The sequence below is a fragment of the Azospirillum sp. VT-I1 genome, from assembly GCF_055698305.1.
Genome location: NZ_CP168800.1, coordinates 2,152,605 through 2,176,885, shown reverse-complemented (window position 1 = coordinate 2,176,885; position 24,281 = coordinate 2,152,605). Strand labels below are relative to the sequence as shown.

The 24,281-nt window shown below is 66.1% G+C and carries 18 protein-coding genes; 8 read left to right on the top strand and 10 right to left on the bottom strand.

The window, feature by feature from the left end:
* Window positions 1-26: 26 nt before the first annotated feature.
* Entirely contained in the window at window positions 27-1,433 is a 1,407-nt protein-coding gene (locus tag AB8P05_RS10480; protein ID WP_455170744.1) for an ammonium transporter, read from the bottom strand.
* A 645-nt stretch (window positions 1,434-2,078) separates the two neighbouring features.
* On the opposite strand from AB8P05_RS10480, the gene glgC reads away from it, so the two are divergent.
* Window positions 2,079-3,350, top strand: a complete 1,272-nt coding sequence (gene glgC, locus AB8P05_RS10475; protein ID WP_455170743.1) for a glucose-1-phosphate adenylyltransferase — start codon at window positions 2,079-2,081, stop codon at window positions 3,348-3,350.
* Window positions 3,351-3,524: 174 nt separating this feature from the next.
* Window positions 3,525-4,928 (top strand): glycogen synthase GlgA, encoded by a 1,404-nt coding sequence (gene glgA / locus AB8P05_RS10470; protein WP_472757891.1) that lies wholly within the window; start codon window positions 3,525-3,527, stop codon window positions 4,926-4,928.
* A 375-nt stretch (window positions 4,929-5,303) separates the two neighbouring features.
* Here glgA and AB8P05_RS10465 read toward each other — a convergent pair whose 3' ends face one another.
* Complete coding sequence (locus AB8P05_RS10465; RefSeq protein WP_472757890.1) at window positions 5,304-9,140, bottom strand: CHAT domain-containing protein; 3,837 nt, start codon at window positions 9,138-9,140, stop codon at window positions 5,304-5,306.
* A gap of 264 nt (window positions 9,141-9,404) precedes the next feature.
* On the opposite strand from AB8P05_RS10465, the gene lepA reads away from it, so the two are divergent.
* Window positions 9,405-11,207, top strand: a complete 1,803-nt coding sequence (lepA, locus tag AB8P05_RS10460; RefSeq protein WP_455170740.1) for a translation elongation factor 4 — start codon at window positions 9,405-9,407, stop codon at window positions 11,205-11,207.
* A gap of 158 nt (window positions 11,208-11,365) precedes the next feature.
* Window positions 11,366-11,986, top strand: a complete 621-nt coding sequence (locus tag AB8P05_RS10455; protein ID WP_472757889.1) for a hypothetical protein — start codon at window positions 11,366-11,368, stop codon at window positions 11,984-11,986.
* Between the two features lie 80 nt (window positions 11,987-12,066).
* On the opposite strand, the gene AB8P05_RS10450 is transcribed toward AB8P05_RS10455, so the two are convergent.
* Together AB8P05_RS10450 and AB8P05_RS10445 are read right to left on the bottom strand one after the other, a co-directional pair.
* Window positions 12,067-13,152 (bottom strand): asparaginase, encoded by a 1,086-nt coding sequence (locus AB8P05_RS10450; RefSeq protein ID WP_472757888.1) that lies wholly within the window; start codon window positions 13,150-13,152, stop codon window positions 12,067-12,069.
* 49 nt (window positions 13,153-13,201) lie between these two features.
* Window positions 13,202-13,438 carry a hypothetical protein gene (locus AB8P05_RS10445; protein ID WP_472757887.1) on the bottom strand — a complete coding sequence of 79 codons (237 nt, stop codon included), beginning with the start codon at window positions 13,436-13,438 and terminating at the stop codon, window positions 13,202-13,204.
* Window positions 13,439-13,596: 158 nt separating this feature from the next.
* Here AB8P05_RS10445 and AB8P05_RS10440 point away from each other — a divergent pair, with 158 nt between their 5' ends.
* The 3 genes from AB8P05_RS10440 (at window position 13,597) to AB8P05_RS10430 (ending at window position 17,298) form a co-directional block, all read left to right on the top strand.
* Window positions 13,597-14,538 carry a LysR substrate-binding domain-containing protein gene (locus tag AB8P05_RS10440; RefSeq protein ID WP_472757886.1) on the top strand — a complete coding sequence of 314 codons (942 nt, stop codon included), beginning with the start codon at window positions 13,597-13,599 and terminating at the stop codon, window positions 14,536-14,538.
* On the top strand, window positions 14,535-15,467 hold the full coding sequence (locus tag AB8P05_RS10435) for an SH3 domain-containing protein (protein WP_472757885.1): 933 nt from the start codon (window positions 14,535-14,537) through the stop codon (window positions 15,465-15,467). Before AB8P05_RS10440 ends, AB8P05_RS10435 begins: the two co-directional genes overlap by 4 nt.
* 139 nt (window positions 15,468-15,606) lie before the next feature.
* Window positions 15,607-17,298 carry a DUF3369 domain-containing protein gene (locus AB8P05_RS10430; RefSeq protein WP_472757884.1) on the top strand — a complete coding sequence of 564 codons (1,692 nt, stop codon included), beginning with the start codon at window positions 15,607-15,609 and terminating at the stop codon, window positions 17,296-17,298.
* A 34-nt stretch (window positions 17,299-17,332) separates the two neighbouring features.
* Here AB8P05_RS10430 and AB8P05_RS10425 read toward each other — a convergent pair whose 3' ends face one another.
* From AB8P05_RS10425 to rpmI, 5 genes are all read right to left on the bottom strand, one after another.
* The gene (locus AB8P05_RS10425; RefSeq protein ID WP_455170733.1) at window positions 17,333-17,686 is read right to left on the bottom strand and encodes a response regulator; all 354 of its coding nucleotides are present in this window, start codon (window positions 17,684-17,686) and stop codon (window positions 17,333-17,335) included.
* Between the two features lie 432 nt (window positions 17,687-18,118).
* The gene (pheT, locus tag AB8P05_RS10420; protein WP_472757883.1) at window positions 18,119-20,530 is read right to left on the bottom strand and encodes a phenylalanine--tRNA ligase subunit beta; all 2,412 of its coding nucleotides are present in this window, start codon (window positions 20,528-20,530) and stop codon (window positions 18,119-18,121) included.
* Window positions 20,531-20,542: 12 nt separating this feature from the next.
* On the bottom strand, window positions 20,543-21,610 hold the full coding sequence (gene pheS, locus AB8P05_RS10415; RefSeq protein ID WP_472757882.1) for a phenylalanine--tRNA ligase subunit alpha: 1,068 nt from the start codon (window positions 21,608-21,610) through the stop codon (window positions 20,543-20,545).
* 134 nt (window positions 21,611-21,744) lie between these two features.
* Window positions 21,745-22,116: a 50S ribosomal protein L20 gene (rplT, locus tag AB8P05_RS10410; RefSeq protein ID WP_012975157.1), complete on the bottom strand. Its 372-nt coding sequence runs from the start codon at window positions 22,114-22,116 to the stop codon at window positions 21,745-21,747.
* A 35-nt stretch (window positions 22,117-22,151) separates the two neighbouring features.
* Complete coding sequence (rpmI, locus tag AB8P05_RS10405) at window positions 22,152-22,352, bottom strand: 50S ribosomal protein L35 (RefSeq protein ID WP_012975158.1); 201 nt, start codon at window positions 22,350-22,352, stop codon at window positions 22,152-22,154.
* A 375-nt stretch (window positions 22,353-22,727) separates the two neighbouring features.
* Between rpmI and AB8P05_RS10400 the strand changes: the two genes are divergently transcribed.
* Complete coding sequence (locus tag AB8P05_RS10400; RefSeq protein ID WP_472757881.1) at window positions 22,728-23,255, top strand: CDP-alcohol phosphatidyltransferase family protein; 528 nt, start codon at window positions 22,728-22,730, stop codon at window positions 23,253-23,255.
* On the opposite strand, the gene AB8P05_RS10395 is transcribed toward AB8P05_RS10400, so the two are convergent.
* Window positions 23,241-24,278, bottom strand: coding sequence for a hypothetical protein (locus AB8P05_RS10395; RefSeq protein WP_472757880.1), 1,038 nt, complete (start codon window positions 24,276-24,278; stop codon window positions 23,241-23,243). The two genes, AB8P05_RS10400 and AB8P05_RS10395, sit on opposite strands and share 15 nt — an antisense overlap.
* Between the last annotated feature and the right edge of the window lie 3 nt (window positions 24,279-24,281).

The window sequence follows — 24,281 nt, the reverse complement described above, 5'->3', positions numbered from 1 at the left end:
AGAGACCCGTGGGAAAGGGAATGTTCTTAGTGGATGCTCTCGCCGTGCAGGGCGAGGTCGAGACCGTCGCGCTCCACATCCTCGTCCACGCGCAGGCCCATCACCACGTCGATGACCTTCAGCAGGACGAAGGTGGCGACGGCGCACCAGACCATGGTGTAGAGGACGCCCTGGATCTGGATCCACACCGCGCCGGCGTTGCCTTCCAGCAGGCCCAGCGTGGCCGACGGGTCGGCCTGCAGGACGGCGGCGAAGGCGCCTTCCGCGTTGGACACCGACATCTTGGCGAAGACGCCGGTCAGCACCGCGCCGATCAGGCCGCCGACGCCATGCACGCCGAAGGCGTCCAGGCTGTCGTCATAGCCCAGCATGTGCTTCAGGCTGGTGGCCGACCAGAAGCAGACCACGCCGGCGACGACGCCGATGATGATGGCGCCCGTCGGGTCGACGAAGCCGGCGGCCGGGGTGACGGCGACCAGGCCGGCGACGGCGCCGGAGATGATGCCGAGGATCGACGGCTTGCCCTTGACGATCCACTCCGCGAACAGCCAGCCCATGGCGGCACCGGCGGTGGCGATGTGCGTGGCGGCCATGGCCATGCCGGCACGCGGACCGGCGGTCAGGGCGGAACCCGCGTTGAAGCCGAACCAGCCAACCCACAGCAGCGAGGCGCCGATCAGCGACAGCACCAGGTTGTGCGGCATGAAGGCTTCCTTCGGGTAGCCCTTGCGCTTGCCGATCACCAGCGCGGCGACCAGGCCGGCAACGCCCGCGTTGATGTGAACGACCGTGCCGCCGGCGAAGTCAAGCACGCCCATGCCGAACAGGAAGCCCGACGGATACCAGACCCAGTGGGCGATCGGCGAATAGACCACGATCGACCACAGGGCTGTGAAGACCAGCAGCGAGGAGAACTTCATGCGGTCCGCGAAGGCGCCGGTGATCAGCGCCGGGGTGATGATCGCGAAGGTCATCTGGAACATCATGAAGACCGGCTCGGGGATCGTCGTCGGCACGCCGGCGCCGGTCGCCTCGCCCAGCACGAACGCCTTCGAGAAGTCGAGACCGTTCAGGAACAGCCGGTCCAGCCCGCCGATGTAGGCGCCGGTGCCGGTGAAGGCCAGGCTGTAGCCGACGACGTACCACAGGACGCTGATCAGGCAGGTGATGGCGAAGCTCTGCATCACCGTCGCCAGCACGTTCATCTTGCGGACCATGCCGCCGTAGAACAGCGCCAGGCCCGGGATGGTCATCATCAGCACCAGCGCGGTGGAGACCAGCATCCAGGCGGTGTCGCCGCCATTCAGCGCCGGAGCCGCCGGCGCGGCAGCAGCGGCAGCAGCCGCGTCCTGGGCAAGGGCTGCGGCCGGCATGCCGACCGCGCCCAGAGCAACCGCCATCATCGGTGCGGCCAGAAGGAACAGACGGTTCATCGAGGCTCCTCTTTCTCCAAAATCGCTCCCACCCCTTGCGGCCGGCGCGGCACCGGAGGTGTTCCGCGCTCAAGCCACCGCACCGGGGCGACCCCGTCCCGGTCGCCCCGTCCCCGGCAAAGGCGGGGCGGCGGACGGGACCAAGGACGCCTCCATCGTTACAAGAAGCGTGCCAGTCCAAAACGGCTTGGAATCGTCAGGGTTGTCCCGGCGCCGGACCCCCGAACGGGCAGCCCCCTACGAGTCGCGGGGTGGGTTTGCACAGGAATTGAGCAGATGTCGAAGCCGACATTTCGCCGCAATTTTCGGGCTTTCGACTGATCGAACCGGGCGGATGCGCAGGTTTGGCGCAGCCGTCTGGCTGCCATTCCGGCAGTTGATGAAAAAATGTGCAGAAAATGGCCTGCGCGGCGGTCACTGCCGCGGCGGTGGCGGGAAAGGGGCAGCCCTTCTACCCCTTCCATCCAGTCCGAACGGCTTGCCACTCTTTCCGCCTAGGCGGGCGGGCGGGTGGTGCGGCGGGTAAGCCGATCCAAACCCGCCGCCGGGCCTATTGGACATGGCGGCGAGATGTGGCACCGTCAACACCTCGATCGGGAGCCGCTCGCACGCGGCCGCAAGAATAAGGCAAAGGGGGTAACGGCCATGCTCGACAAACGAGATCTGCGCCTCGCACCGCGACGTGCGGTGGCGCTGGTGCTGGCCGGGGGACGCGGAAGCCGTCTGAAGCAGCTGACCGACCGGCGGGCCAAGCCGGCGACCTATTTCGGCGGCAAGTACCGCATCATCGACTTCGCGCTGTCGAACTGCGTCAATTCCGGCTTCCGCCGCATCGGCGTGCTGACGCAGTACAAGTCGCACAGCCTTCTGCGCCATCTCCAGCGCGGCTGGAACGTCTTCCGCGGCGAGATGAACGAGTTCTGCGACCTGCTGCCGGCCCAGCAGCGCGTCAGCGAGACGGAGTGGTACCAGGGCACCGCCGACGCGGTGTACCAGAACCTGGACATCCTGCGCGACCACGAGCCGGAATATGTCCTGATCCTGGCCGGCGACCACATCTACAAGATGGATTACGGCGCGCTGCTGCTCGACCACATCGACCGCAAGGCCGACGTCACCGTCCCCTGCATCGCCGTCCCGCGCGAACAGGCGACCGGCTTCGGCGTGATGCACATCGACAATGACCGCCGCATCATCGACTTCGTCGAGAAGCCGGCCGACCCGCCGCCGATGCCCGGCCGCCCGGACATGGCGCTGGCCAGCATGGGCATCTACGTCTTCAACGCCCAGTTCCTCTACGAACAGCTGGAGCGCGACGTCGCCACCCCCGGCTCCAGCCGCGACTTCGGCAAGGACATCATCCCGCATCTGGTGAAGACCGGGGCGCGGATCATCGCCCACGACTATGCCGACAGCGCCATCATCGACGCGCCGGACGACGCCCCCTACTGGCGCGACGTCGGCACCATCGACGCCTATTGGGAAGCCAACCTGGACCTCTGCCACGTCACGCCGCAGCTGAACCTGTACAACCGCGACTGGCCGATCTTCACCTACCAGGAACAGCTGCCGCCGGCGAAGTTCGTCTTCGACGACGAGAACCGCCGCGGCATGGCGGTGGACAGCCTGGTGTCGGGCGGCTGCATCATCTCCGGCTCCACCGTGCGGCGGTCGCTGCTGTTCAGCTCGGTCCGCGTCAACTCCTACAGCGAGCTGTACGAGGCGGTGGTCCTGCCGGAATGCGACATCGGCCGCCATTGCCGCCTGAAGAAGGTGGTGATCGACCGCGGCGTCAGCATCCCCAACGGCCTCGTCGTCGGCGAGGACGCGGAGCTGGACGCCAAGCGCTTCCACCGCTCCGAGAACGGCGTCGTCCTCATCACCCGCGAGATGATCGAGAAGCTGCCGAAGGAGTGAGGCGGCATTTCGCCACCGCCTTCCGCGCCGATGCGGTCCGGCTCCCCACCGGACCCGCAACGGCGCTATACCATGTCCACGCCCTCCCGCCTTTCATCCGAGTGCCTTCCCGATGCGCGTCCTCTACGTCACGTCCGAATGCTACCCGATGGTCAAGACGGGGGGCTGGCGGACGTGTCCGCCGCCCTGCCGCCGGCCCTGATCGCCGCCGGCGCCGATGTCCGCCTGCTGCTGCCGGGCTATCCCGCCGTTCTGAAGAGCCTGCAGAACCTGCACGAGGTCGGCGACCTCATCACCGACCTGCCCGGCTGCGACCGCGCCCGGCTGTGCATCGGCCGCACCGCCGACGGCGTTCTCGCCTATGCGCTGGACGCGCCGTCGCTGTACGACCGTCCCGGCAACCCCTATCTCGGCCCGGACGGCAAGGACTGGGCCGACAACGCCCTGCGCTTCGCCGCACTGGCCTGGGTCGCCGCCGGCTTCGCCGCCGAGAAGTCCTACGATCCCTGGTGGCGGCCCGACGTGCTGCACGGCCACGACTGGCAGGCCGGCCTGATCCCCGCCTATCTGGCCCTGCGCCCCGACCGTTTCGCCGGCCCCTTCCGGCCGGGCACGGTGCTGACCATCCACAACATCGCCTATCAGGGCCTGTTCGGCCCCTGGATGATGGGCGACATCGGCCTGCCCTCCTCCAGCTTCCGCGTCGACGGCGTCGAGTATTACGGCAACATCAGCTTCCTGAAGGCGGGTTGCTTCTACGCCGACCGCCTGACCACGGTCAGCCCGACCTACGCCAACGAGATCCAGACGGCCGAGCACGGCACCGGCCTGCAGGGCCTGCTCGCCACCCGCTCCGACGTGCTGACCGGCATCCTGAACGGAGTCGACTACGCGGTGTGGGACCCGGCGACCGACCCGCATCTGCCCGCCCGCTACAGCCCCGACGACCTCGGTGGAAAGGACGCCTGCAAGTCCGACCTGCAATCCGCCTTCGGCCTCGACCGCCGTCCCGACGCGCCGCTGGCCGCCGTGGTCAGCCGCCTGACCTGGCACAAGGGCCTGGACCTCGTGCTGGAGGCGGCGGGCCAATGGGTGTCCTGGGGCGGCCAGCTGGTGGTGCTGGGCAGCGGCGACGCCTCCAGCGAGGCCGGCTTCCGCCAGCTCGCCCAGTGGCACCCGCAGTCCATCGGCGTCCGCATCGGCTATGACGAGCCGCTGTCCCACCGCATCCAGGCAGGATCCGACCTGTTCCTGGTGCCCTCGCGCTCCGAGCCCTGCGGCCTGACCCAGCTCTACGCCCTGAAATACGGCACCCTGCCGCTGGTCCGCCGCACCGGCGGCCTCGCCGACACGGTGATCGACGCCAACCCCGCCGCCAGCGCCGACGGCAGCGCCACCGGCTTCCAGTTCGTCAACGCGACGGGGCAGGAACTGGTGTGGGCGCTGCGCCGGGCGATGACCGTCTACCGCAAGCCGGAGCGCTGGCAGGCGATGCAGCGCCGCGCCATGACGAGGGACTTCGGCTGGCACGGCCCGGCGGAGGAGTATATGGAGCTGTATCGGGGACTCGGGCGTTAGGGGGCAGCTTCTCCCCTACCTCCGAGCCTCTCAGCCGGTGATTATCCCCCTCTCCCCCTGGGGCTATGGCATTCACACATCTCAGCGTCACGTAAGACGTTGGAATAGAGTAATTTCGTCGGCCGTCATTCCCGCGAAGGCGTGAATCCAGCCACATCCGCCGCCGATCTGCGGAGTTTCCTGGATCCCCGCCTTCGCAGGGATGACGCAAAGTTCCTTTGGTTCCAGAAGCTTACCAATGTCTGAAATTGTGTGAATGCCATAGCCCCCCTGGGGAGAGGGTTGGGGTGAGGGGGATCCACGGAATGGACTGCGGAGAACGCCCTACCCCTTCCACCCGATGATACAATAGGAATTCCCCCTCCTTACCACTTCTCAGGAGGGTGGCAGAGACTTGAGGAACTCACGAACATGGTCGGCTTGCCGAGTCCAGCCGAGTTGCGTGAAAAGCTCCAAGGATCGCCTGGCAAGGTCATGCGCCATTTCGGAGTGCCCGACCGCCGCCAGGAACTGCGCCAAATCGAACCCGACAACGGCGATTGCGTCCACCCGGCTAAGGTCGGTCAGGGTCCGGTATGCGAAGGTCAGATCGTCAAAGGCCGCCTTCACCGCCTCCTTCCCAAGGTCCGGCTTGCGCAGATGCAACATCGCCCTGGACCATCGGCAATTCGCCTGCCCCTCCAGTTCGCCAAGCCGCTCATAAATCCCGAGCCTCTCCTCATGCAGGGCCAGCGCCTCGTCGACAAAGCCCTGGTCGGCCTTCAGACGCGCAATGCCACCAAGCGTTACCGCGCGCTCCCGCACATCACCAAGATCGCTGAAGATGCCGAGCATTTCCTCATGCAGGGCCAGCGCCTCGTCCACAAAGCCGCGGCCGGCCTTCAGATGTGCGATGTCACCAAGCGTAACTGCGCGCGACCGCACCTCCCCAAGATCGCTGAAGATGCCGAGCATTTCCTCATGCAGGGCCAGCGCCTCGTCCACAAAGCCGCGGCCAGCTTTCAGACGCGCGATCTCACCAAGCGTTACTGCGCGCTCCCGCACCTCCCCAAGATCGCTGAAAATCCCGAGCCTCTCCTCATGCAGGGCCAGCGCCTCGTCCACAAAGCCGCGGCCGGCCTTAAGATGCGCGATGTCACCAAGCGTAACTGCGCGCGACCGTACCTCCCCGAAATCGCTGAAAATACCGAGCATTTCCTCATGCAGGGCCAGCGCCTCGTCCACAAAGCCGCGGCCGGCCTTCAGACGCGCGATGTCACCAAGCGTAACCGCGCGCAACCGCACCTCCCCAAGATCGCTGAAGATGCCGAGCATTTCCTCATGCAGGGCCAGCGCCTCGTCCACAAAGCCGCGGCCGGCCTTCAGACGCGCGATCTCGCCAAGCGTAACCGCGCGCGACCGCACCTCCCCAAGATCGCTGAAGATGCCGAGCATTTCCTCATGCAGGGCCAGCGCCTCGTCCACAAAGCCGCGGCCAGCTTTCAGACGCGCGATCTCGCCAAGCATAACCGCGCGCGACCGCACCTCCCCTTTTTTCTCGAAAAGTTCGAGATTGGCGGCGAAGATGCCCATCGCTTCGTCTATCTGTCCATCCTGGACCAACAGACGCGCATAATCGGTTCGAACACTCCCCACATCATCAGACCCGTCCCCCTCGGTCAGCCTATCCATCGCTTGGTACAAGCATTGGCGGGCGAACCCGACATCGCCGGTACTCCTCGCGGCATCAGCCGCATGACGCAGCAATTGGAGAGGCGGCAACAGGCCAGCCCTTTCGATCGACGTGACGGCCCGTCGCCCCAACTCGGCCGCCCGCCGATAGCGGTACGTCCGGATCAAATGATAAACGGCCTTAGTCGCAACCACCCGCAGCACGCCCGCATCTCCTGTCCGAACCGCCAGATCCGCCAGCACCACATCGGCCTCGAAAGGCCGATTTCCGTCATCATCCCATTCGGCGAACAGCGCCGGCAGCAGCGCCCGTGCGAAATCCGCAGCCTCAGCTTCGGTCAAAGGCGCCAGTCCCGCAATGCGCGGCGCCAGCAGGTGACATGAGGCGGCGGCCGGCCGGTCCGGTTCCACCACGTCGCGGAACAGGTCGAAGACCGACAGCGACAGCAGTCGGTCGAACGCCGCATCCGCCATCCCGACATGGCGGGCCAGAACCGACAGCGCCGGCAGCGGCAGCGGCAGTTCGACGCCGGCGACGGCGCGCAACAGCCGCCGCCCGTCTGCATCGATGCAATCCCACAGCGTGTCCAGCATCAGATGGTCGAGCCGCTCGGCACACTCCGCATCGTCCGGCCGCTCGGTGCCGGCCAGCCAGCCGTCCAGTGCCGCCACCGCCCGCTCCGCCTTGTCCGGGGCGCTCAATGCCAGCGCGATCAGCAGATCCTGAAGCCCCGGATTGCCCCGCGCCGCCTCCAGGCAGCAGTCCAGCAGATCGTCGGCGACATCGCCCGCTTTGCGGTCGCGCAGCCGGCTCGCCGCCTGTTTCAAACGTGTGCCGGCATCGAAGGGATGAAGCGGGATTTCCTCCAATGTCCCTTTCAGCCGCTCCGCCAGGGCGAAGCGGAACCGGCAGGTGATCAACAGCGCGCTGTCGCCCGAGGATTCGACGAAGGCGCGCAGCAGCGCCTCCAGCACCGGCAGCGCCGCGACCTTCACCGTCGGACGGCCGGTGACCGACAGGTCAAGACATTGCTCGAAGTCATCCAGCACCAGCAGGACCGGCTCATCCCGCAACGGCCCCTCCAGCACGCGGCGCATGGCGGCGTGGATCGCATCCGGCCGTCCGCGCAAGGCCGCCGGGTCCAGCCCCAGCCGGTCATCGAAACCGGGACGGGCAACGGCCAGCGCCTTCCACACCGAATCGATGTCGCAGGCGCCATAGACCACCGCCGGCTCATGCCCGGTCATCCGGTCGGCGATGCGGGCGGCGAGGCTGGATTTTCCCAGATGCCCGGCGCCATGCAGCAGCAGCCCGGCGCAGCCGCGCGGCCGGTCGCGCAGGACACGCAAGGCGCGCTGCACCTCCCGCCGCCGGCCGACGAAGCCGGTGCGGCCGACCACCGGCACCTTCCTGTTGTTGCCGAAAAAGCGGCTTTCGGCATGGTCGAACGGCCGCTGACGCCGCCGTGCCCGTGGGCGGCACAGCGCGCCGCCGCCATCGCCGCTCAGGAACAGCCGGGCGAGATGCCAGTGGGGCAGACGGTCCTGCCCGTTCGGCGGCGCCAGCAGGGCGCGGCGGGCGGAGGCGACCGCCGCCTCAAGCCGGTCGCCCCCGGCGATCCGCTGATAGAGCGCCGCGGCGAAGGCGCTGGCGTTGCTGTCATAGACCGATCCGGCCCAGCCGATGGCCGCCGGCTGTCCCGCCGCCATCATCGGCAGGATGAAGGGATCGACCCCAGCGGCATCCGCCGCCGTCTCGCAAGCCGACAGGAACAGCAGGCGCGGGCGGTGGTCCGGCCCCAGGGCGCCGAGGAAGGCCGCCGGATCGATCGGGGCGCAGACGCCAAGCTCATCCTCCAGCGCCAGCATCGGCGGATCGCCGTCCCGGCCGGCAAGGCCATGGCAGGACAGATGCAGCACCTCCACCGGCCATTCCAGGCTGAGGCGTTCGCGCAGATCGTCCAGCGTTCCGCCATCCTCGACCACCAGATCCAGCGGGAGGCGGCCGGCGCTCTTGAGGATCGCCACCTCCTCCTGCTCCACCCAAAGCTCGCTCTCTCCCTGCGGCGTCGCCGACAGGAACAGGATGGTCAAAGCGTGGTCGTCGGCGGGCGGTCGGGGAGCCGCCGCAACCCCGACGCGGCGGATCGGGCAGAAGCCGAGCGTCGCGTCGGCGGCCAGGAAGCCTTTGGCTGTCGCCAGGATTTCCCAAGGCAGGGCCAGAAAATCGGACGCGCCGTCCTGCTCCGGGTCCTCCGCCATGAATTCGATTTCCAGCGGTCGCGCCGCACCGGGGCGCAGCAGGCTGGACAGCCAGCGCTCCGGCCCGTCCAGCCAGTCGGCGATCTCCCGCCCCAGCGCCAACAGCGCGCTTTCGCCGCCGTCCTTTGCTGCCCCGTCCTCCAAAATCGCCGCATAGCGGTTCAGCCACTCGTCGATGCGCTGCCGGTCTGCGGCACCCAGCGGACGAGGCGCACTGCGGCGCCCGCTCTCCTCTTCATGGAAAATGCCATCGCCATCATGGAGGAAACGAACGCGCATCGCTGGCCCTTCCGCATCTTTTCGCGTTCCTTATTGTCTCATTTCTACCATTTGGAGATCAAGATGGGCATATCGCCACGTCCGGCCTATAGTTCCCGGAGGGCGACCACCCACCAGCCGGAGCGCCGCAGGATGGAACACTGAACACCCCTCGTGAAAACGTTCCACGCTGTTCCAAACGTCCCGGCGCCCCACCACACCATCATTGCGCCCATCCCCCGTCCGCCCTATGTTCCCGGCAAACTCTCGCTTGTCCGGGCCCCGATGACTGACCTTTCGCACATCCGCAATTTCTCGATCATCGCCCACATCGACCATGGCAAGTCGACCCTTGCCGACCGGTTGATCCAGCAGTGCGGCGGCCTCGACGCGCGCGAGATGCGCGAACAGGTGCTCGACAGCATGGACATCGAGCGCGAGCGCGGCATCACCATCAAGGCCCAGACCGTCCGCCTGCTCTACAAGGCCGAGGACGGCAAGCAGTACACGCTGAACCTGATGGACACCCCCGGCCACGTCGACTTCGCCTATGAGGTCAGCCGGTCCTTGTCCGCCTGCGAGGGCTCGATCCTGGTGGTCGACGCCTCGCAAGGCGTTGAGGCGCAGACGCTCGCCAACGTCTATCAGGCCATCGACAACAACCACGAGATCATCCCGGTCCTCAACAAGATCGACCTGCCCGCCGCCGAGCCCGACCGGGTCAAGCAGCAGATCGAGGACGTGATCGGGCTGGACGCCTCCGACGCGGTGGAGATCTCGGCCAAGTCCGGCCTCAACATCGGTGCCGTGCTGGAGGCGGTGGTCAAGCGCCTGCCGCCGCCCAAGGGCGATGCCGACGCAGCCCTGAAGGCCCTGCTGGTCGATTCCTGGTACGACCCCTATCTCGGCGTCGTCATCCTGGTGCGCGTCGTCGACGGCGTGCTGAAGGTCGGGCAGAAGGTGCGCTTCATGGCCGCCGGCTCCGCCCACGACGTGGACCGCGTCGGCGTGTTCACCCCGAAGGCGCTGCTGACCGGAGAGCTGCGGCCGGGCGAGATGGGCTTCATCACCGCCGCCATCAAGGACATCACCCTGACCAAGGTCGGCGACACCATCACCGACGAGCGCAAGCCGGCGACCGAAGCGCTGGCCGGCTTCAAGCCGTCCGTGCCGGTGGTGTGGTGCGGCCTGTTCCCGGTCGATGCCGCCGATTTCGAGCGGCTGCGCGACAGCCTGGGCAAGCTGAAGCTGAACGACGCCAGCTTCCATTACGAGGCCGAAACGTCGGCGGCGCTGGGCTTCGGCTTCCGCTGCGGCTTCCTCGGCCTGCTGCATCTGGAGATCATCCAGGAGCGGCTGGAGCGCGAGTTCAACCTGGACCTCATCACCACCGCGCCGTCGGTGGTCTACAAGCTCTACATGACCGACGGATCGGTGCAGGACCTGCACAATCCGGCCGACATGCCCGACGTGGTCAAGATCGACCGCATCGAGGAGCCGTGGATCAAGGCCACCATCATGCTGCCCGACGAGTATCTCGGCGGCATCCTCCAGCTCTGCACCGACCGCCGCGGCCAGCAGATCGAGCTGACCTATGCCGGCTCGCGCGCCATGCTGGTCTACCGCCTGCCGCTGAACGAGGTGGTGTTCGACTTCTACGACCGCCTGAAGTCGATCAGCCGCGGCTATGCCAGCTTCGACTACCAGATGGACGGCTATGAGGAGGGCGACCTCGTCAAGATGGCGATCCTCGTCAATGCCGAGCCGGTCGACGCCCTGTCGATGATCGTCCACCGCGGTCAGGCCGAGCGCCGCGGCCGCCAGCTGTGCGAGCGTCTGAAGGAGCTGATCCCGCGCCAGCTGTTCAAGATCGCCGTGCAGGCCGCCATCGGCGGCCGCGTCATCGCCCGCGAGACGATCAGCGCCATGCGCAAGGACGTTCTGGCCAAGTGCTATGGCGGCGACATCAGCCGCAAGCGCAAGCTGCTGGACAAGCAGAAGGAAGGCAAGAAGCGCATGCGCCAGTTCGGCCAGGTCGAAATCCCGCAGAGCGCCTTCATCGCGGCGCTCAAGATGGGCGACGAGTAAGGATACGGAAAGGCGGGCCTCGGCCCGCCTTTTTTGTGCAGCCCGGCAATTCCGTACAACCTGCGAAACAAACCGCCATTTCGCGTGTCATCACGCGTGGGTACGGTGCCGCGCATGCGCGGTGCCCCTCACCTGTGAGTCCAATCCGGGAGGATGACATGCGCAAGATTCTCGCCGCCGCCGTTCCGGCCCTCATGCTGATGGCCGCCGCCGCTCCTGCCGACGCCCAGACCAGCGGGTCCGCCAGGGCCAACGCGGTCGCCAACGGCACGATGGACACCGGCGCCCGCGACCTCCAGGCCAGCCGCGACATGATCGGCAAGCGGGTGGTCCACCGCCATGGCGGGCCGGTTGCCGGCACGATCCAGAACGTGACCACCGGCGCCGACGGCCAGACGATGGTCGAGCTGAAGATGGCCAAGACCGGCCAGACCGTCATGCTCACCCCGTCCTCCTTCGAACGGCGCGGCCGTCAGGTCGTCATCATGCATGACCAGAACGAGCTGCAGCAGCTCGCCCAATACAGCAGCCAAGCCAACACCGGCTACGGCAGTTCGACCGGCGGGGCCATGGGTGGTCCGATGGGCGGCTCCACGGGCGGCATGGGCGCCGGCTCCATGAACCAGGGCAGCATGAATCAGGGCTCGATGAGCGGCTCCATGGGCCAAGGATCGATGAACCAGGGCACCATGAACCGTGGCTCCATGGGTCAGGGCACGATGGGCCAGGGCACGATGGACGAGCGCATCATGTCGCCGAACAAGCCCGGCATGGAGTAAGCCACCGGCGGAGGCGGGAGGCCGCCACGGTCCCCGCCTCCGGAATGCTCAGCCCCCGATCGCCCTCAGTCGATCCCCCTTCAGTCGATCACCGTCAGTTCGCCGGCCAGCGGCTTCGGCATCTCCGCCTTGACCGCGCCGGCGTCCAGGCCGGCGGCGAGCAGGCAGACCAGCTTGGCGTAGCTGGCCTCCGGCGTCATGTCATAGGCGCCGACGGCACCGACGGCACCCAGCCCGGTGGCGTAGGCGCCGGGCAGCACGGCGCCGCGCTGCACCTGGGTGTTGTCCATCAGCACCATGCCCGCTTTCACCGCCGCCGAAAGCGCAGCCAGGAAATCCGGGTCGGTCGGACCGTTGCCCTCGCCGAAGGCCAGCAGCACCGCCCCCTTCGCCGCCGGGCTGGTGCCGGTCAGCATCGCCGACACCGTGCTGGCCCGGATGCCGGGATAGAGCCACAGCATGACGACGGAGAATTCCGCCAGCGCCGCCGCTTGGGCGTCCAGCGCCGCCAGCCGCTTGGCCCGGTTCTCCGGATCGTTCAGCGAGACCGCGGCGCCCGGCATCGGCAACCAGTAAGGCTCGTTGCGGGCGACCACGCTGCCGATGGTGGCGAGCGGCGGGAAGTTCGGCGAATCGAAGCCGGCGAAGCGGTTGGCGTCGACCTTGGACGAGCGGTTGCCGCGCAGCAGCTTGGTGTCGAAATAGACGCAGACCTCCGGCACCGGCAGGGTCCCCGCCGCCACGACGGCGCCGACCAGATTGCTCACCGCGTCGGTCAGCGTGAAGGACAGCGGCACCTGCGACCCGCTGAACACCACCGGCTTCGACAGGCCGGGCAGCAGGAAGGACAGGGCCGACGCGCTGTAGGCCATGCTGTCGGTGCCGTGCAGCACGACGAAGCCGTCATACTCGCCATAAACCGACAGCAGCCGCCGGGCGATGGCGATCCAGTCCGCCGGGGTCATGTTGGAGCTGTCGAGCGTGCGGTCGAACCAGCCCATGGTCCAGGTCAGGTCCTTGTAATCCCGCACCCCGTGGCCGGACAGGCCGGGCATCGACAGGACCAGCCGTTCGAACTCCGCACCCGGCACCGGGGCCAGTGCCCCGTCGGGATTGGTGACGCACCCGATGGTGCCCCCGGTGTACAGCACATAGACCCGCGCCATCGTCCGCTCCTCCCGCAATCTTGGCGGCGGCAGGATAGGCTTCCCCCGCCTACTTCTCAAGGCACAGCCGGTCCTGGAGCGCCAGCGGGCTCCGCACCGACGCCGGGGCCTCCTCCGCGACCAGCTGCCGGCCAGGCGCGGCGCCGAGGGCGGGAATGCCTGCCGGAACAGGGTTGTAGGCAAGGCGGAATCGCCGCGGTTCCGGCACCGCCGGCTGGCATGCCGCGGGCGGATCGATCCGGGCGGCAGCAAGAACCACGCTGGTCCAGGCGGCGAACAGGGACATGGTCGGAAACTCCAAAGCGGTTGGAAACCGAACATGGGCCGCCCACCATTCCCTTGGAAACGAATAGGCATTATGCCGTCATCACGATCGTAATGACCGCGACGTTGCGGATGGACGGGCGCTCTGCTTGAATGGGAGGCAACTTCCGGTCCCCAGCCATGCCCGCCAATCTCGACACCGACCTGCTGCGCGCCTTCGTGGCCGTCGCCGACAGCGCCAGCTTCACCCGTGCCGGCGAAAGGCTGGGCCGCACCCAGGCGGCGGTCAGCCAGCAGGTGCGCCGGCTGGAGGACACGGTGGGCAAGCGCGTGTTCGAACGCGACACCCACGGCGTGCGCATGACCCGTGACGGCGAGGTCCTGCTGGCCTATGCCCGGCGCATGCTGACCCTGAACGACGAGGTGATGGCGCTGATGCACCGCAGCCCGGCGGTGGCAAGCGTCCGCATCGGCACGCCCGACGATTACGCCACCATGCTGCTGCCCGACGTGCTGGCCCGCTTCAACGCCGCCTATCCCGACGTGATGGTGGAGGTGATCTGCGACAACAGCCCCGATCTGGTGGCGGAGATCGACAAGGGCCGCTACGACCTCGCCCTGGTCACCCGCAAGGCCGGCGAGGCCGGGGGCGAGCTGGTGCGGCAGGAACCGGTGTCCTGGGTCGCCCCGCCGCAGGATTCGGTTCCGCCTCCGGGATACCGTCCGGTCGAAAGCCTCGATCCGCTGCCGCTGGCGCTGTTCCCCAAGGGCTGCGTCGTGCGCGACCTCGCCGTCGCCGCCCTGGACGGGATGGGGCGCGACTGGCGCGTCGCCTTCACCAGCAAGAGCGTCGTCGCCGTCCATGGCGCGGTGATGGGCGGGCTGGGGGTGACGGCGATGGAAAACTGCACCATCCCGCCCAGCCTGCGACGCATCGGTGCGGCGGAGGGGTTTCCGGAGCTGCCGGACATCGACATCGCCCTGCACCGCGCCCGCGGTACGGCGGCCAAGCCGGTGCGCCTGTTGGCCGACGCCATCCACGACCTTGTCGGCCAACAGATGCTGGGCCGCCGGGTGCCGAACCGCGATGTGCCCGTGCACGCGAGGGAAGTCACGCCATGACCGCAGCGTCCATCACCGCCGCCATCCTCCTCGGCCTTGCCGGCGCCATGGCGGCCATCCCGCAGGCCCGGGCGCAGAGCCCGGTCGCCATCGGCGCCCCCCTGACCGGCGAGGTGGTGCTGAACCGCGACATCGAGGTGCGGATCGGCCCCAGCGAAGACGCCCGCATCGTCATGACGCTGAAGCAGGGCAAGGCGCTGAACGCGTTGGGCACCCCGCGCGGCACCTATTGGACGGAGATCGCCATCGGCGGCCAGCCCATCGGCTATGTGCCCGCCGATTCGCTGGACCCGGCGCTGATGGTCACCGGCCGGCCGGCGGTCGGCGGCGAGGGGCCGCGCCCGCCCAAGCCTGCCGCCAGCCAGCCGGCGGACGCCCCGCCGCCCCACCGCAGCGCCGCCGTCGTCCCGCGCGCCGCCTGGGACAAGGCCGCCCAGACCCCGGCGGAGGGCTATGTCGTCGCCGCCGGCCCGATCTCCGCGACCGAGATCCTGAGCAACCGCAAGCGGCGCGGCTTCACCCTGCGCAAGGGCGACGTGGTGGCGCTGATCGGCGCCGCCAACGGCGAGGCGACGCTGGCCCTGCCCGCCGGCACCCGCGCGGTGGCGCCGGTCCAGGGGCTGGTCGGGGTGGTGGCGCCCTATCCGCTGCCGGGCATGCCGCCGGTGGAGCCGGGCATGCTCTACGGCATCAAGCTCGGCGAATATGTCAGCTATGCCGAGGGCCTGCGCGCCTGGAAGGAGTTCACCGCCGGGCCGGGCAGCGCCTATCGCGACCTGCCGCCGATGGTGTGGCCGGTCTTCCGCAAGGGCCGGCTGCTGTACGAGGTGGGGGTCGCCCCCTTCACGCGGTTGCAGGTGGACACCGCCTGCGGCACGTTGGCGCAACGCGGACTCGATTGTACGGTGATCGAGCTGGATACGTTTTGATGGGTCCGCACCAGACGGGCCGGCCGCGCCCTCCTTCATGACCCCTTCACGATCGAAGAGCCATGACCAACGCCGACCCGACCGGACCCCAGGACGACGCGAAGCCCCCTCCCCGCCCGACAGCGGCGACGAGGATCTGGTGTTCCTGGACGATGCGTCCGCCGATGCCGGCCAGCCGCCGGAGGAGGATCAGGATCCCGGCAGCCGCTGGACCATGCTGATCGTCGATGACGAGCCGGAGGTCCATGCGATCACCAAGCTCGTGCTGTCCGACTTCGCCTACAAGGGGCGCAAGGCGCGCTTCCTGTCCGCCCATTCGGCGGCGGAGGCGCGGCGGATCCTGGCGCGGGAAAGCGACATCGCACTGATCCTGCTGGACGTGGTGATGGAGACGGAGGATGCCGGCCTGCGGCTGGTCCACCACATCCGGGAAGAGCTGCAGAACCGCAACGTCCGCATCATCCTGCGCACCGGCCAGCCGGGACAGGCACCGGAACGCGCGGTGATCCTCGATTACGACATCAACGACTACAAGGCGAAGACCCAGCTGACCGCCCAGCAGCTGTTCACCACCACGGTCGCGGCCCTGCGCTCCTACGAGGACATCGTCGCCATCGACGCCAACCGCCGCGGCCTGGAAAAGATCATCGAGGCGTCGTCGTCGCTGTTCCGCGCCCGCTCCATGAAGCTGTTCGCCGCCGGCGTGCTGACCCAGCTGTCGGGCCTGCTGGGGGTGGGGCCCGACGCGATCCTGTGCGTGCAGCGCGGCGGCGCCGGCGGCCAGGGTAGCTGCAACCCGCCCTTCAGCGGCAAAAACGTCAACGGCAACGGCAGCGGCGGCAACGGCCTCTATGTGCTGGCCGGATCGGGCCGGTTCGAGGCTCTCATCAACGAGCCAGCCGCCGGTCATGTCGACCCTTCGGTGCTGGATGCGGTGACGGCCTGCCTGGAAAGGCGGGCGCATGCCTATGCCGGCGACCATTGCACGCTCTATATCCGCACGCCGAACGACCGCGAGACGGTGGTCTATCTGCGCTCCCACCGCCCGCTGTCGGAGTTGGACCGCAAGCTGATAGAGGTGTTCTGCGGCAAGATCTCGGTCGGTTTCGACAATCTGCACCATTACGAACAGCTCTACCGGGCGCAGCAGGGCACGCTCGCGGCGCTGGCCGATCTGGCCGAACGCGGGCGCGGCGCGCTTGCCCCGGACGGGCTTGCTGCGGAGATGGTGGAAGATGGCCGCTTCAGCCGGTCGCTACGCATCGCGGCGATCACGGAACGAATCGCCCGCCGCCTGCATGAAGACGGGTTGTTCCCCGAGTCGCTGGACGACTCGACGCTGGAGATCATCGGGCTGGCGGCGATCCTGCACGACATCGGCAACGCCGCAGTCAATCCCGACATCCTGTCGAAGCCCGGCCCCCTCGACCCGGCGGAACGCAGCGCCATGCAGGCCCACACCGTGGCCGGCGCCACCCTGCTGAGCCAGGCGAGCGATCTGGCCGACGGACCGACCCACCTGCATCTGGGGGCGGCGGTGGCGCGCTGGCATCACGAGAATTGGGACGGCACCGGCTATCCGGACGGCCGCACCGGGGCAGCGATCCCGCTGTGCGCCCGCATCGTCGCCGTCGCCGACGCCTTCGACGCGATGACGCGCGACCGTCCCTATCGCAAGGCGCTGTCGCGGGAGGAGTCGGTGGCGGAAATCCGACGTCTGGCGGGTCTGCGGTTCGACCCGGCGGTGGTCGATGCCTTCCTTGCGGTGCTGCCGGAGATCGACCGAGTGATTGACCGGATGATCGGCCGGATGGGTCCGGCGCCGCGTTAGGCGTTCGTGCCCATCGGGTCGCGGTCCGCCGCCTTCAGGGGCGGCAAAGCGCTTCCACCGCCTCGCGCAGCGGGCCGACCTGCACCGGCTTCAGCAGCAGCTGGCAGCCCATCAGCTCGGCCTCGTCCCGCCGTTCGGGGGTGCTGTCGCCGGTCAGGATGATGGCCGGGATCTGCTGCCCGGTTTCCGCACGCACCCGCTCCACCACTTCGCGCCCGGTCCGGCCGGCCGGCAGGTAATGGTCGGCGATGATCAGGTTCGGCGTGCGTGTCAGGCCGCCGAGCTGCGCCTCCAGGGCGGCGGCGCTGCCCGCCGTCACCACCTCGTACCCCCAGCCGTCCAGCAGGATCGCCAACCCTTCGACGATCGACCGGTCGTCATCGACCACAACGATAAGTGGTTTACCTGCCGATGGTTTGCTCGCTTGATCGTCCTTCGGCTCAGCCATTGGTTACCCCAGCTCCGTCATCAGCATTATGATTGCCACCGAACACGCCAAGGCAATGGAAGCGTTGCCTGTGCCATAGCGGTGACATCGGGCGCATCGTGGGCCTACCGCAGACAAATTGTCCGGAACCCCAATCTTTCCACAGAGCCCCACGCTTCCGTCAAACATTCAATTGCAACGAAGAGCGCCACAGTCTTCCCTTACCGAAAGCACTCGGGACTCCTCAATCAGCGATTCATCATATGCTTGTGTGATCGGGTAACTGAGTAGCGATTCCCTGTGAGTTTTTCCGCTTCACAAAAAAAGACCCCCCGGGGAAGCGGGGGGCCTTTGTATTGCTCGGCCTTTCCTTCAACCGGAAGGTGCCGACCCTCAGGTGCGCAGACTGCCGCCGGTGGCCTTGACCACGGCCGTGACGATCTTCTGGCCGACCGCCTCGATTGCCTCGTCGGTCAGGGTCGCGGTGGTCGGCTGGTAGGTGACCGAGACGGCGACCGACTTGCGCCCTTCGCCCACGCCGGGACCTTCATACACATCGAAGACCGCGACATCCTTGACCAGCGCCTTGTCGGCGCCCTTGACGGCGCGGAGGATCTTGTCGGCCTCCACCCTGCGGTCGACCACAAAGGCGAAGTCGCGCTCCACCGGCTGGAAGGCGGAGAGCTGGACCATCGGCTTGGCGGTGCCGCCCTTCTTCTTGGGCAGCGGCACGGCGTCCAGCATCACCTCGAAGCCGACGACCGGCCCCTTGACGCCCAGCGTTTCCAGCACCGACGGGTGAATCTCGCCGAAGCGGGCCATCACGGTGGGGCCGAGCCGCAGCACGCCGGACCGGCCGGGGTGGTACCAGCCCGGCGCGTCGGTGGTGACCTGCAGGTTGGCCGTCGGGGCACCGGCCGACTCCAGCACCGCCAGCGCGTCGGCCTTGGCGTCGAACACGTCGACGCCGCGGGCCTTCTCCGCCCAGTGGCGCGGCACCGCCGCACCGGCGCGGATGCCGGCGGCGACCGTATCCTGCCCGTCCGGCGCCGGGTTGTGGAAGGCCGCCCCGACCTCGAACAGGCGCACGTCGGCATAGCCGCGGTCGGCGTTGCGGCCGGCGGCCTGGATCAGGTTGGGCAGGACCGACGGGCGCATGACGTCCAGGTCGCTGCTGATCGGGTTGACCAGCCGCAGGCCCGGCTCGACGCCGCCGAACAGCTCGGCGACCGCACCGGACAGGAAGGACCAGGTGACGGCCTCCGACAGGCCGCGCGCGGCCAGCGTGCGCTTGGCCAGCGCCACGCGGCGCTGCTTCAGCGTCAGCGCCGGGCGGGTCAGCACCGTCTCGCGCGGCAGCGGCGTCGCCGGGATGGCGTCGAAGCCGTGGACGCGCAGCACCTCCTCGACCAGATCGGCCTCGCCATGGACGTCGGCCCGCCAGGACGGGACGCCGACGACCAGCCGGCCCTCGGCATCCTCGCCTTCCAGGGTGAAGCCCAGATCGGTCAGGATGCGCTCCTGACGCTCGCGCGGCAGCTCGACGCCGCCGAGCGCGGCGACGCGGCCCGGACGCAGGGTCAGCGTGCGCTTCCACTCCGGCTCGGCCCCCGCCGTCACGATCTCCGACGCCTCGCCGCCGCACAGATCGAGGATGAGTCGGGTCGCCCGCTCGATCCCCTCGACCACCGCGGCGGGATCGACGCCGCGCTCCAGCCGGTAGCGGGCGTCCGATTCCACACCCAGCCGGCGGCCGGTCTGCGCGGTGCGGACGGTGTCGAAAATCGCGGCTTCCAGGAAGACGTTGGTCGTCTCCTCGGTGCAGCCGGACGTCTCGCCACCGATGATGCCGCCCAGCGCCTCGGCCCGCTCATGGTCGGCGATCACCGTCATCGCTAGGTCGAGCTGGTATTCCTTGCCGTTCAGCGCCGGCAGGGTCTCGCCCTCGCGCGCCAGCCGGACCACGATGCCGCCCTTCACCTTGTCGGCGTCGAAGGCGTGCAGCGGGCGGGAAACGTCGAAGGTGATGTAGTTGGTGATGTCGACCAGGATGGAGATCGGACGCAGGCCGATGGCGGTCAGCTTGTCCTGCAGCCATTGCGGCGACGGGCCGTTCTTCACGCCGCGGAAATAACGGCCGACATAGTAGGGGCAGGCGTCCAGCGCCTCGATCTCAACCCCGATCGGGCTCTTGAAGGCGCCGGGGACCGGGGTGGCGTTCAGCAGCCCCTCGGTCAGCGGCTTCAGCCTGCCCATCCCGGCAGCGGCGAGGTCGCGGGCGATGCCGCGCACCCCGGCGCAGTCGGCGCGGTCGGGCGTCAGGTTGATGTCGATGACCGGATCGTTCAGCCCGGCATAATCGGCGAAGCCGGCGCCGACGGGGGCGTCGTCCGGCAGCTCGATGATGCCCTCATGCTCGTCCGACAGCTTCAGCTCGCGCTTGGAGCACATCATGCCGTTCGACTCGACGCCGCGGATGACGCCCTTCTTCAGCGTGATGTCGGAACCCGGGACATAGGTCCCCTCCGGCGCGAAGACGCCCTTCATGCCGGCGCGCGCGTTGGGGGCGCCGCAGACCACCTGCAGGGTGCCGGCGCCGGTATCGACCATCAGCACGCGCAGCTTGTCGGCGTCCGGGTGCTTCTCGGCCGAGACGACATGGGCGACGCGGAAGGGCGCCAGCTCCTTCGACCGGTCATGGACGCCTTCCACCTCCAGCCCGAGGGCGGTCAGCTTCTCCGTGATCTGGTCGAGCGAGGCGTCGGTCTCCAGATGGTCCTTCAGCCAGGACAGCGTGAACTTCATGGGTCCGGCTCCTTAGCGCGTCAGGCCGTGGGCGATGTTGGGAATGTCGAGCGGCACGAAGCCGTAATGCTTCAGCCAGCGCAGGTCGGCTTCGAAGAAGGTGCGCAGGTCGGGAATGCCGTATTTCAGCATGGCGACGCGCTCCACCCCCATGCCGAAGGCGAAGCCCTGATACTTGGTGCTGTCGATGCCGCAGGCTTCCAGCACGTTGGGATGGACCATGCCGCAGCCGAGGATCTCCAGCCAGTCGCCGTAATTGCCCAGCTTCAGCTCGCCGCCCTTGCGCGAGCAGCCGATGTCGACCTCCGCCGACGGTTCGGTGAAGGGGAAGAAGCTGGGGCGGAAGCGCAGCGGCAGGTCGTCCACGTCGAAGAAGGCGCGGCAGAACTCCACGAGGCAGCCCTTCAGGTGCCCCATGTTGGTCGCCTCGTCGATGACCAGCCCCTCGATCTGGTGGAACATCGGGGTGTGGGTCATGTCGTAGTCGGAGCGGTAGGTGCGCCCCGGCGCGATGATGCGGATCGGCGGCTTGTTGTTCAGCATGGTGCGGACCTGCACCGGGCTGGTGTGGGTGCGCAGCAGCATCTTCTTATCCCCCGAATCGGGCAGATAGAAGGTGTCGTGCATGTCGCGCGCCGGGTGGCCGGGCGGGAAGTTCAGGGCGGTGAAGTTGTGGAAATCATCCTCGATGTCCGGCCCTTCGGCGACCGAGAATCCCATCTCGGCGAAGATGGCGACCATCTCGTCCATCGTCTGGCTGATCGGGTGGATGCGCCCCTCCGTCTCCGGCCGGACCGGCAGGGTCACGTCGACCCGTTCGGCCTCCAGCCGCGCCTTCAGGTGGGCGGCGGCGAGGTCGGCCTTGCGCGTGTCGATGGCGGCGGCGATCTCGTCCTTCAGCGCGTTCAGCGCCTGGCCGCGCTCCTTGCGCTCGTCGGGGGTGAGGTTCCCCAGCTCCTTCATGAAGCCGGTGATGCGCCCCTTCTTGCCGAGCGCGGAGACCCGCACCTCGTCCAGCGCCGAAAGGTCGGCGGCGGCGTTGACCTGCGACAGAAGTTCGTCTTTCAGCGCGTCGAGCATGGCGGTTCCCGGCAAGCGTGGGGAAGAAATCGGTGCAAAAGAAAAAGGGAGCCGGCCCAGCGGCCCGGCTCCCTTCTCTTACAACTGACGCCGTGACGGCAAGCGTTCCCTGAATTCGGGAAACGCGAGGCGCGTTACGCGGCGGCCTTGGAGGCGAGCGCGGCCTGGGCCTTGTCCACCAGGGTCTTAAAGGCCTCCGGCTCGCGCGCGGCCAGATCGGACAGGACCTTGCGGTCGATCTCGATGCCGGCCAGCTTGATGCCGTTGATGAAGCGCGAGTAGGTCAGGCCGTACTGACGGACGCCGGCGTTGATGCGCTGGATCCACAGGCCGCGGAAATCGCGCTTCTTATTGCGGCGGTCGCGGTAGGCGTAACGAAGCGCCTTTTCGACCTTCTCGATCGCAATGCGGAAATTCTTGGAATTGCGACCCCGGTAGCCCTTGGCGAGCTTCAGGATCTTGCGGTGACGGGCGTGCGTCGTGACGCCGCGCTTAACACGAGCCATGGTTCAGTCCTTCCGAATTCTATGATGTGCCGAGATCAGGCGTTGCGCAGCCAGTTCTTCAGCACCGTGCGGGCGTTGGAGTCGCACAGGGTCATCATGCCGCGCGCGTTGCGCTTCATGTTCGGGGACTTCTGTTCCAGGCAGTGGCGCTTGTAGGCGGCCTGAGCGCGGACCTTACCCGTGGCGGTCACCTTGAAGCGCTTCTTGGCGCCGCTCTTCGTCTTCAGCTTGGGCATTTTCGTTTCCTAGATGGAAATGAGGCGGAATTTCCAGCGGACGGTTGGGCATGCCCTGAGCCATACGGCCCGGCCTCGCCGCCCGTGGAAGGATGCGCTTATACGCGCGGGGGCGGCGGGATGCAAGGGGGATGTGGGGGTGATCTTTTTGAAGCCTGCGCAAGCCACAGGCGGTACTGCGGGCTTGGCGGGCGCGGAAACGCCGATCCTTTTGACAGAATGCACACAAATGAGCGCAAAACCCATTATAAGCTAACTCTTGAGTACATCGCTGATTTCTGGCACACTACCTTAATGTGACAATCGCCAGCATATCCATCCAATTAATAGTCAGGATGATAACTAGGAATTATGGAGCCAAGACGGTACCATAAATTGCTGACGGCGCTTTCGCTATCGAGAGTGATCCTCGCAGTCTGCGCCCTACTCATCTTTCGAGGCGACCCGATTTCATCGGCTGTGGTGATCGCCCTTGCCATAGTCGCACAAGTTACAGATAATTTAGACGGTTACATAGCGCGCAAATATTCGACTCCTACTCTAGGCGGCGATATAGTCGATTCTGTGTCCGATAAAGCCATGCAATTTGCGCTCACTATTGCTGTATGCCGAGAGTTCCAAATCGGCTATACGATCGCGTGGATCGCATTCATGAGAGAAGTTTCCGTTTTGTCTATAAGGACATTATCAAAAAGTACGGACAAAATAAGATTATCGCCAAAATGGATGTCTAGACTTTATGCCGGCGGCTGGAGATTGTTTCTTCTAATAATGATTTCCACACCAATCGGTGTCGAGCTCGGAGCCAGCTTCCATTTTTTTATTTATACAGCTCAAGGAATATACATTTTGTCATTTGCATTTGCCATGTACTCACTCGGCAACGAGTTAAGAAAAGTGTAGATACGCTTTAGCTGATGAAACAACGAGGGGAGACAGGCGTACTGCTGCAATAAATAGCTTTTCTTTTTCGCTATACGGACTGAACGAGACGTGATTTTTTATATGCGTCAATCGACTGAAGGTTTCGTTGTCAAAGTTTCTACTCAGTCTGCTGCTGTATATTATTAGGAATATTGCTTTCTTTTCGCGTAAAAATCCACGCAAGGGATATAGCATCACTGACGTGCCCGTCAACAACATGGCGGTCGCTATCACAAATCCTGATATCAATCCTGGGTTAAAATGCTTATGCTGAAACAAAACTAGTATTAGCTCTCCATAAATGACAATCATTCCCACCAAAAAAATTATGTTAGCGTCGCCAAGATAAGAGAAACCTCCACATCCATCTTTGTGGAAAATGTTAAAACTTAAAACCTTGTGCTTTCTAGTTGTTGATATTATTTTAAAAAAAGTGTATAATATGATTACGCAAATATACGCCATGTATGGCAACAGAATGACCCATGAGTTAAAAAATACAAATTTCGCTGCAAAATATCCAAGGGGGTTGTTTATCGAGCCAAATACGTCGCAGCCGTAGAAGCGATAAGGGTCAAGAGTTTGCTTGGCGTTATTGGCCCAAAAGAGGATGGCAAAGAGGCATGATAAAAAATATATCCGAACGCCACGGTTTTCAAAATATATGTAAGATAACATGTTTCTTTTCGCTATCCTGAGGTATCGGCGCGCTAGCTCACTCCGATCTGTTGGGAAATGCTTTGTCATCTTTTTTGCGTGACTTACCATCCATTGAACAATGGACATGGTTAAAAGGTCGCCAACAAGTATCCCAAGAACACCTGGCAATTCCAAGAGCCCTTGATTCTCCCCCGCCATATACAAAGTGCCTTCATATATGGCGGCAGAAAACAGCAACCCCGTATTTGCAAAGAAAATTACAAGACCGAGCACTAGTGCCTGCCGTCGAGTTCGCGCCACTGAGAACAAGGCTCTGGCAAAGGCGTAGGCGTACCGTTCCATAAT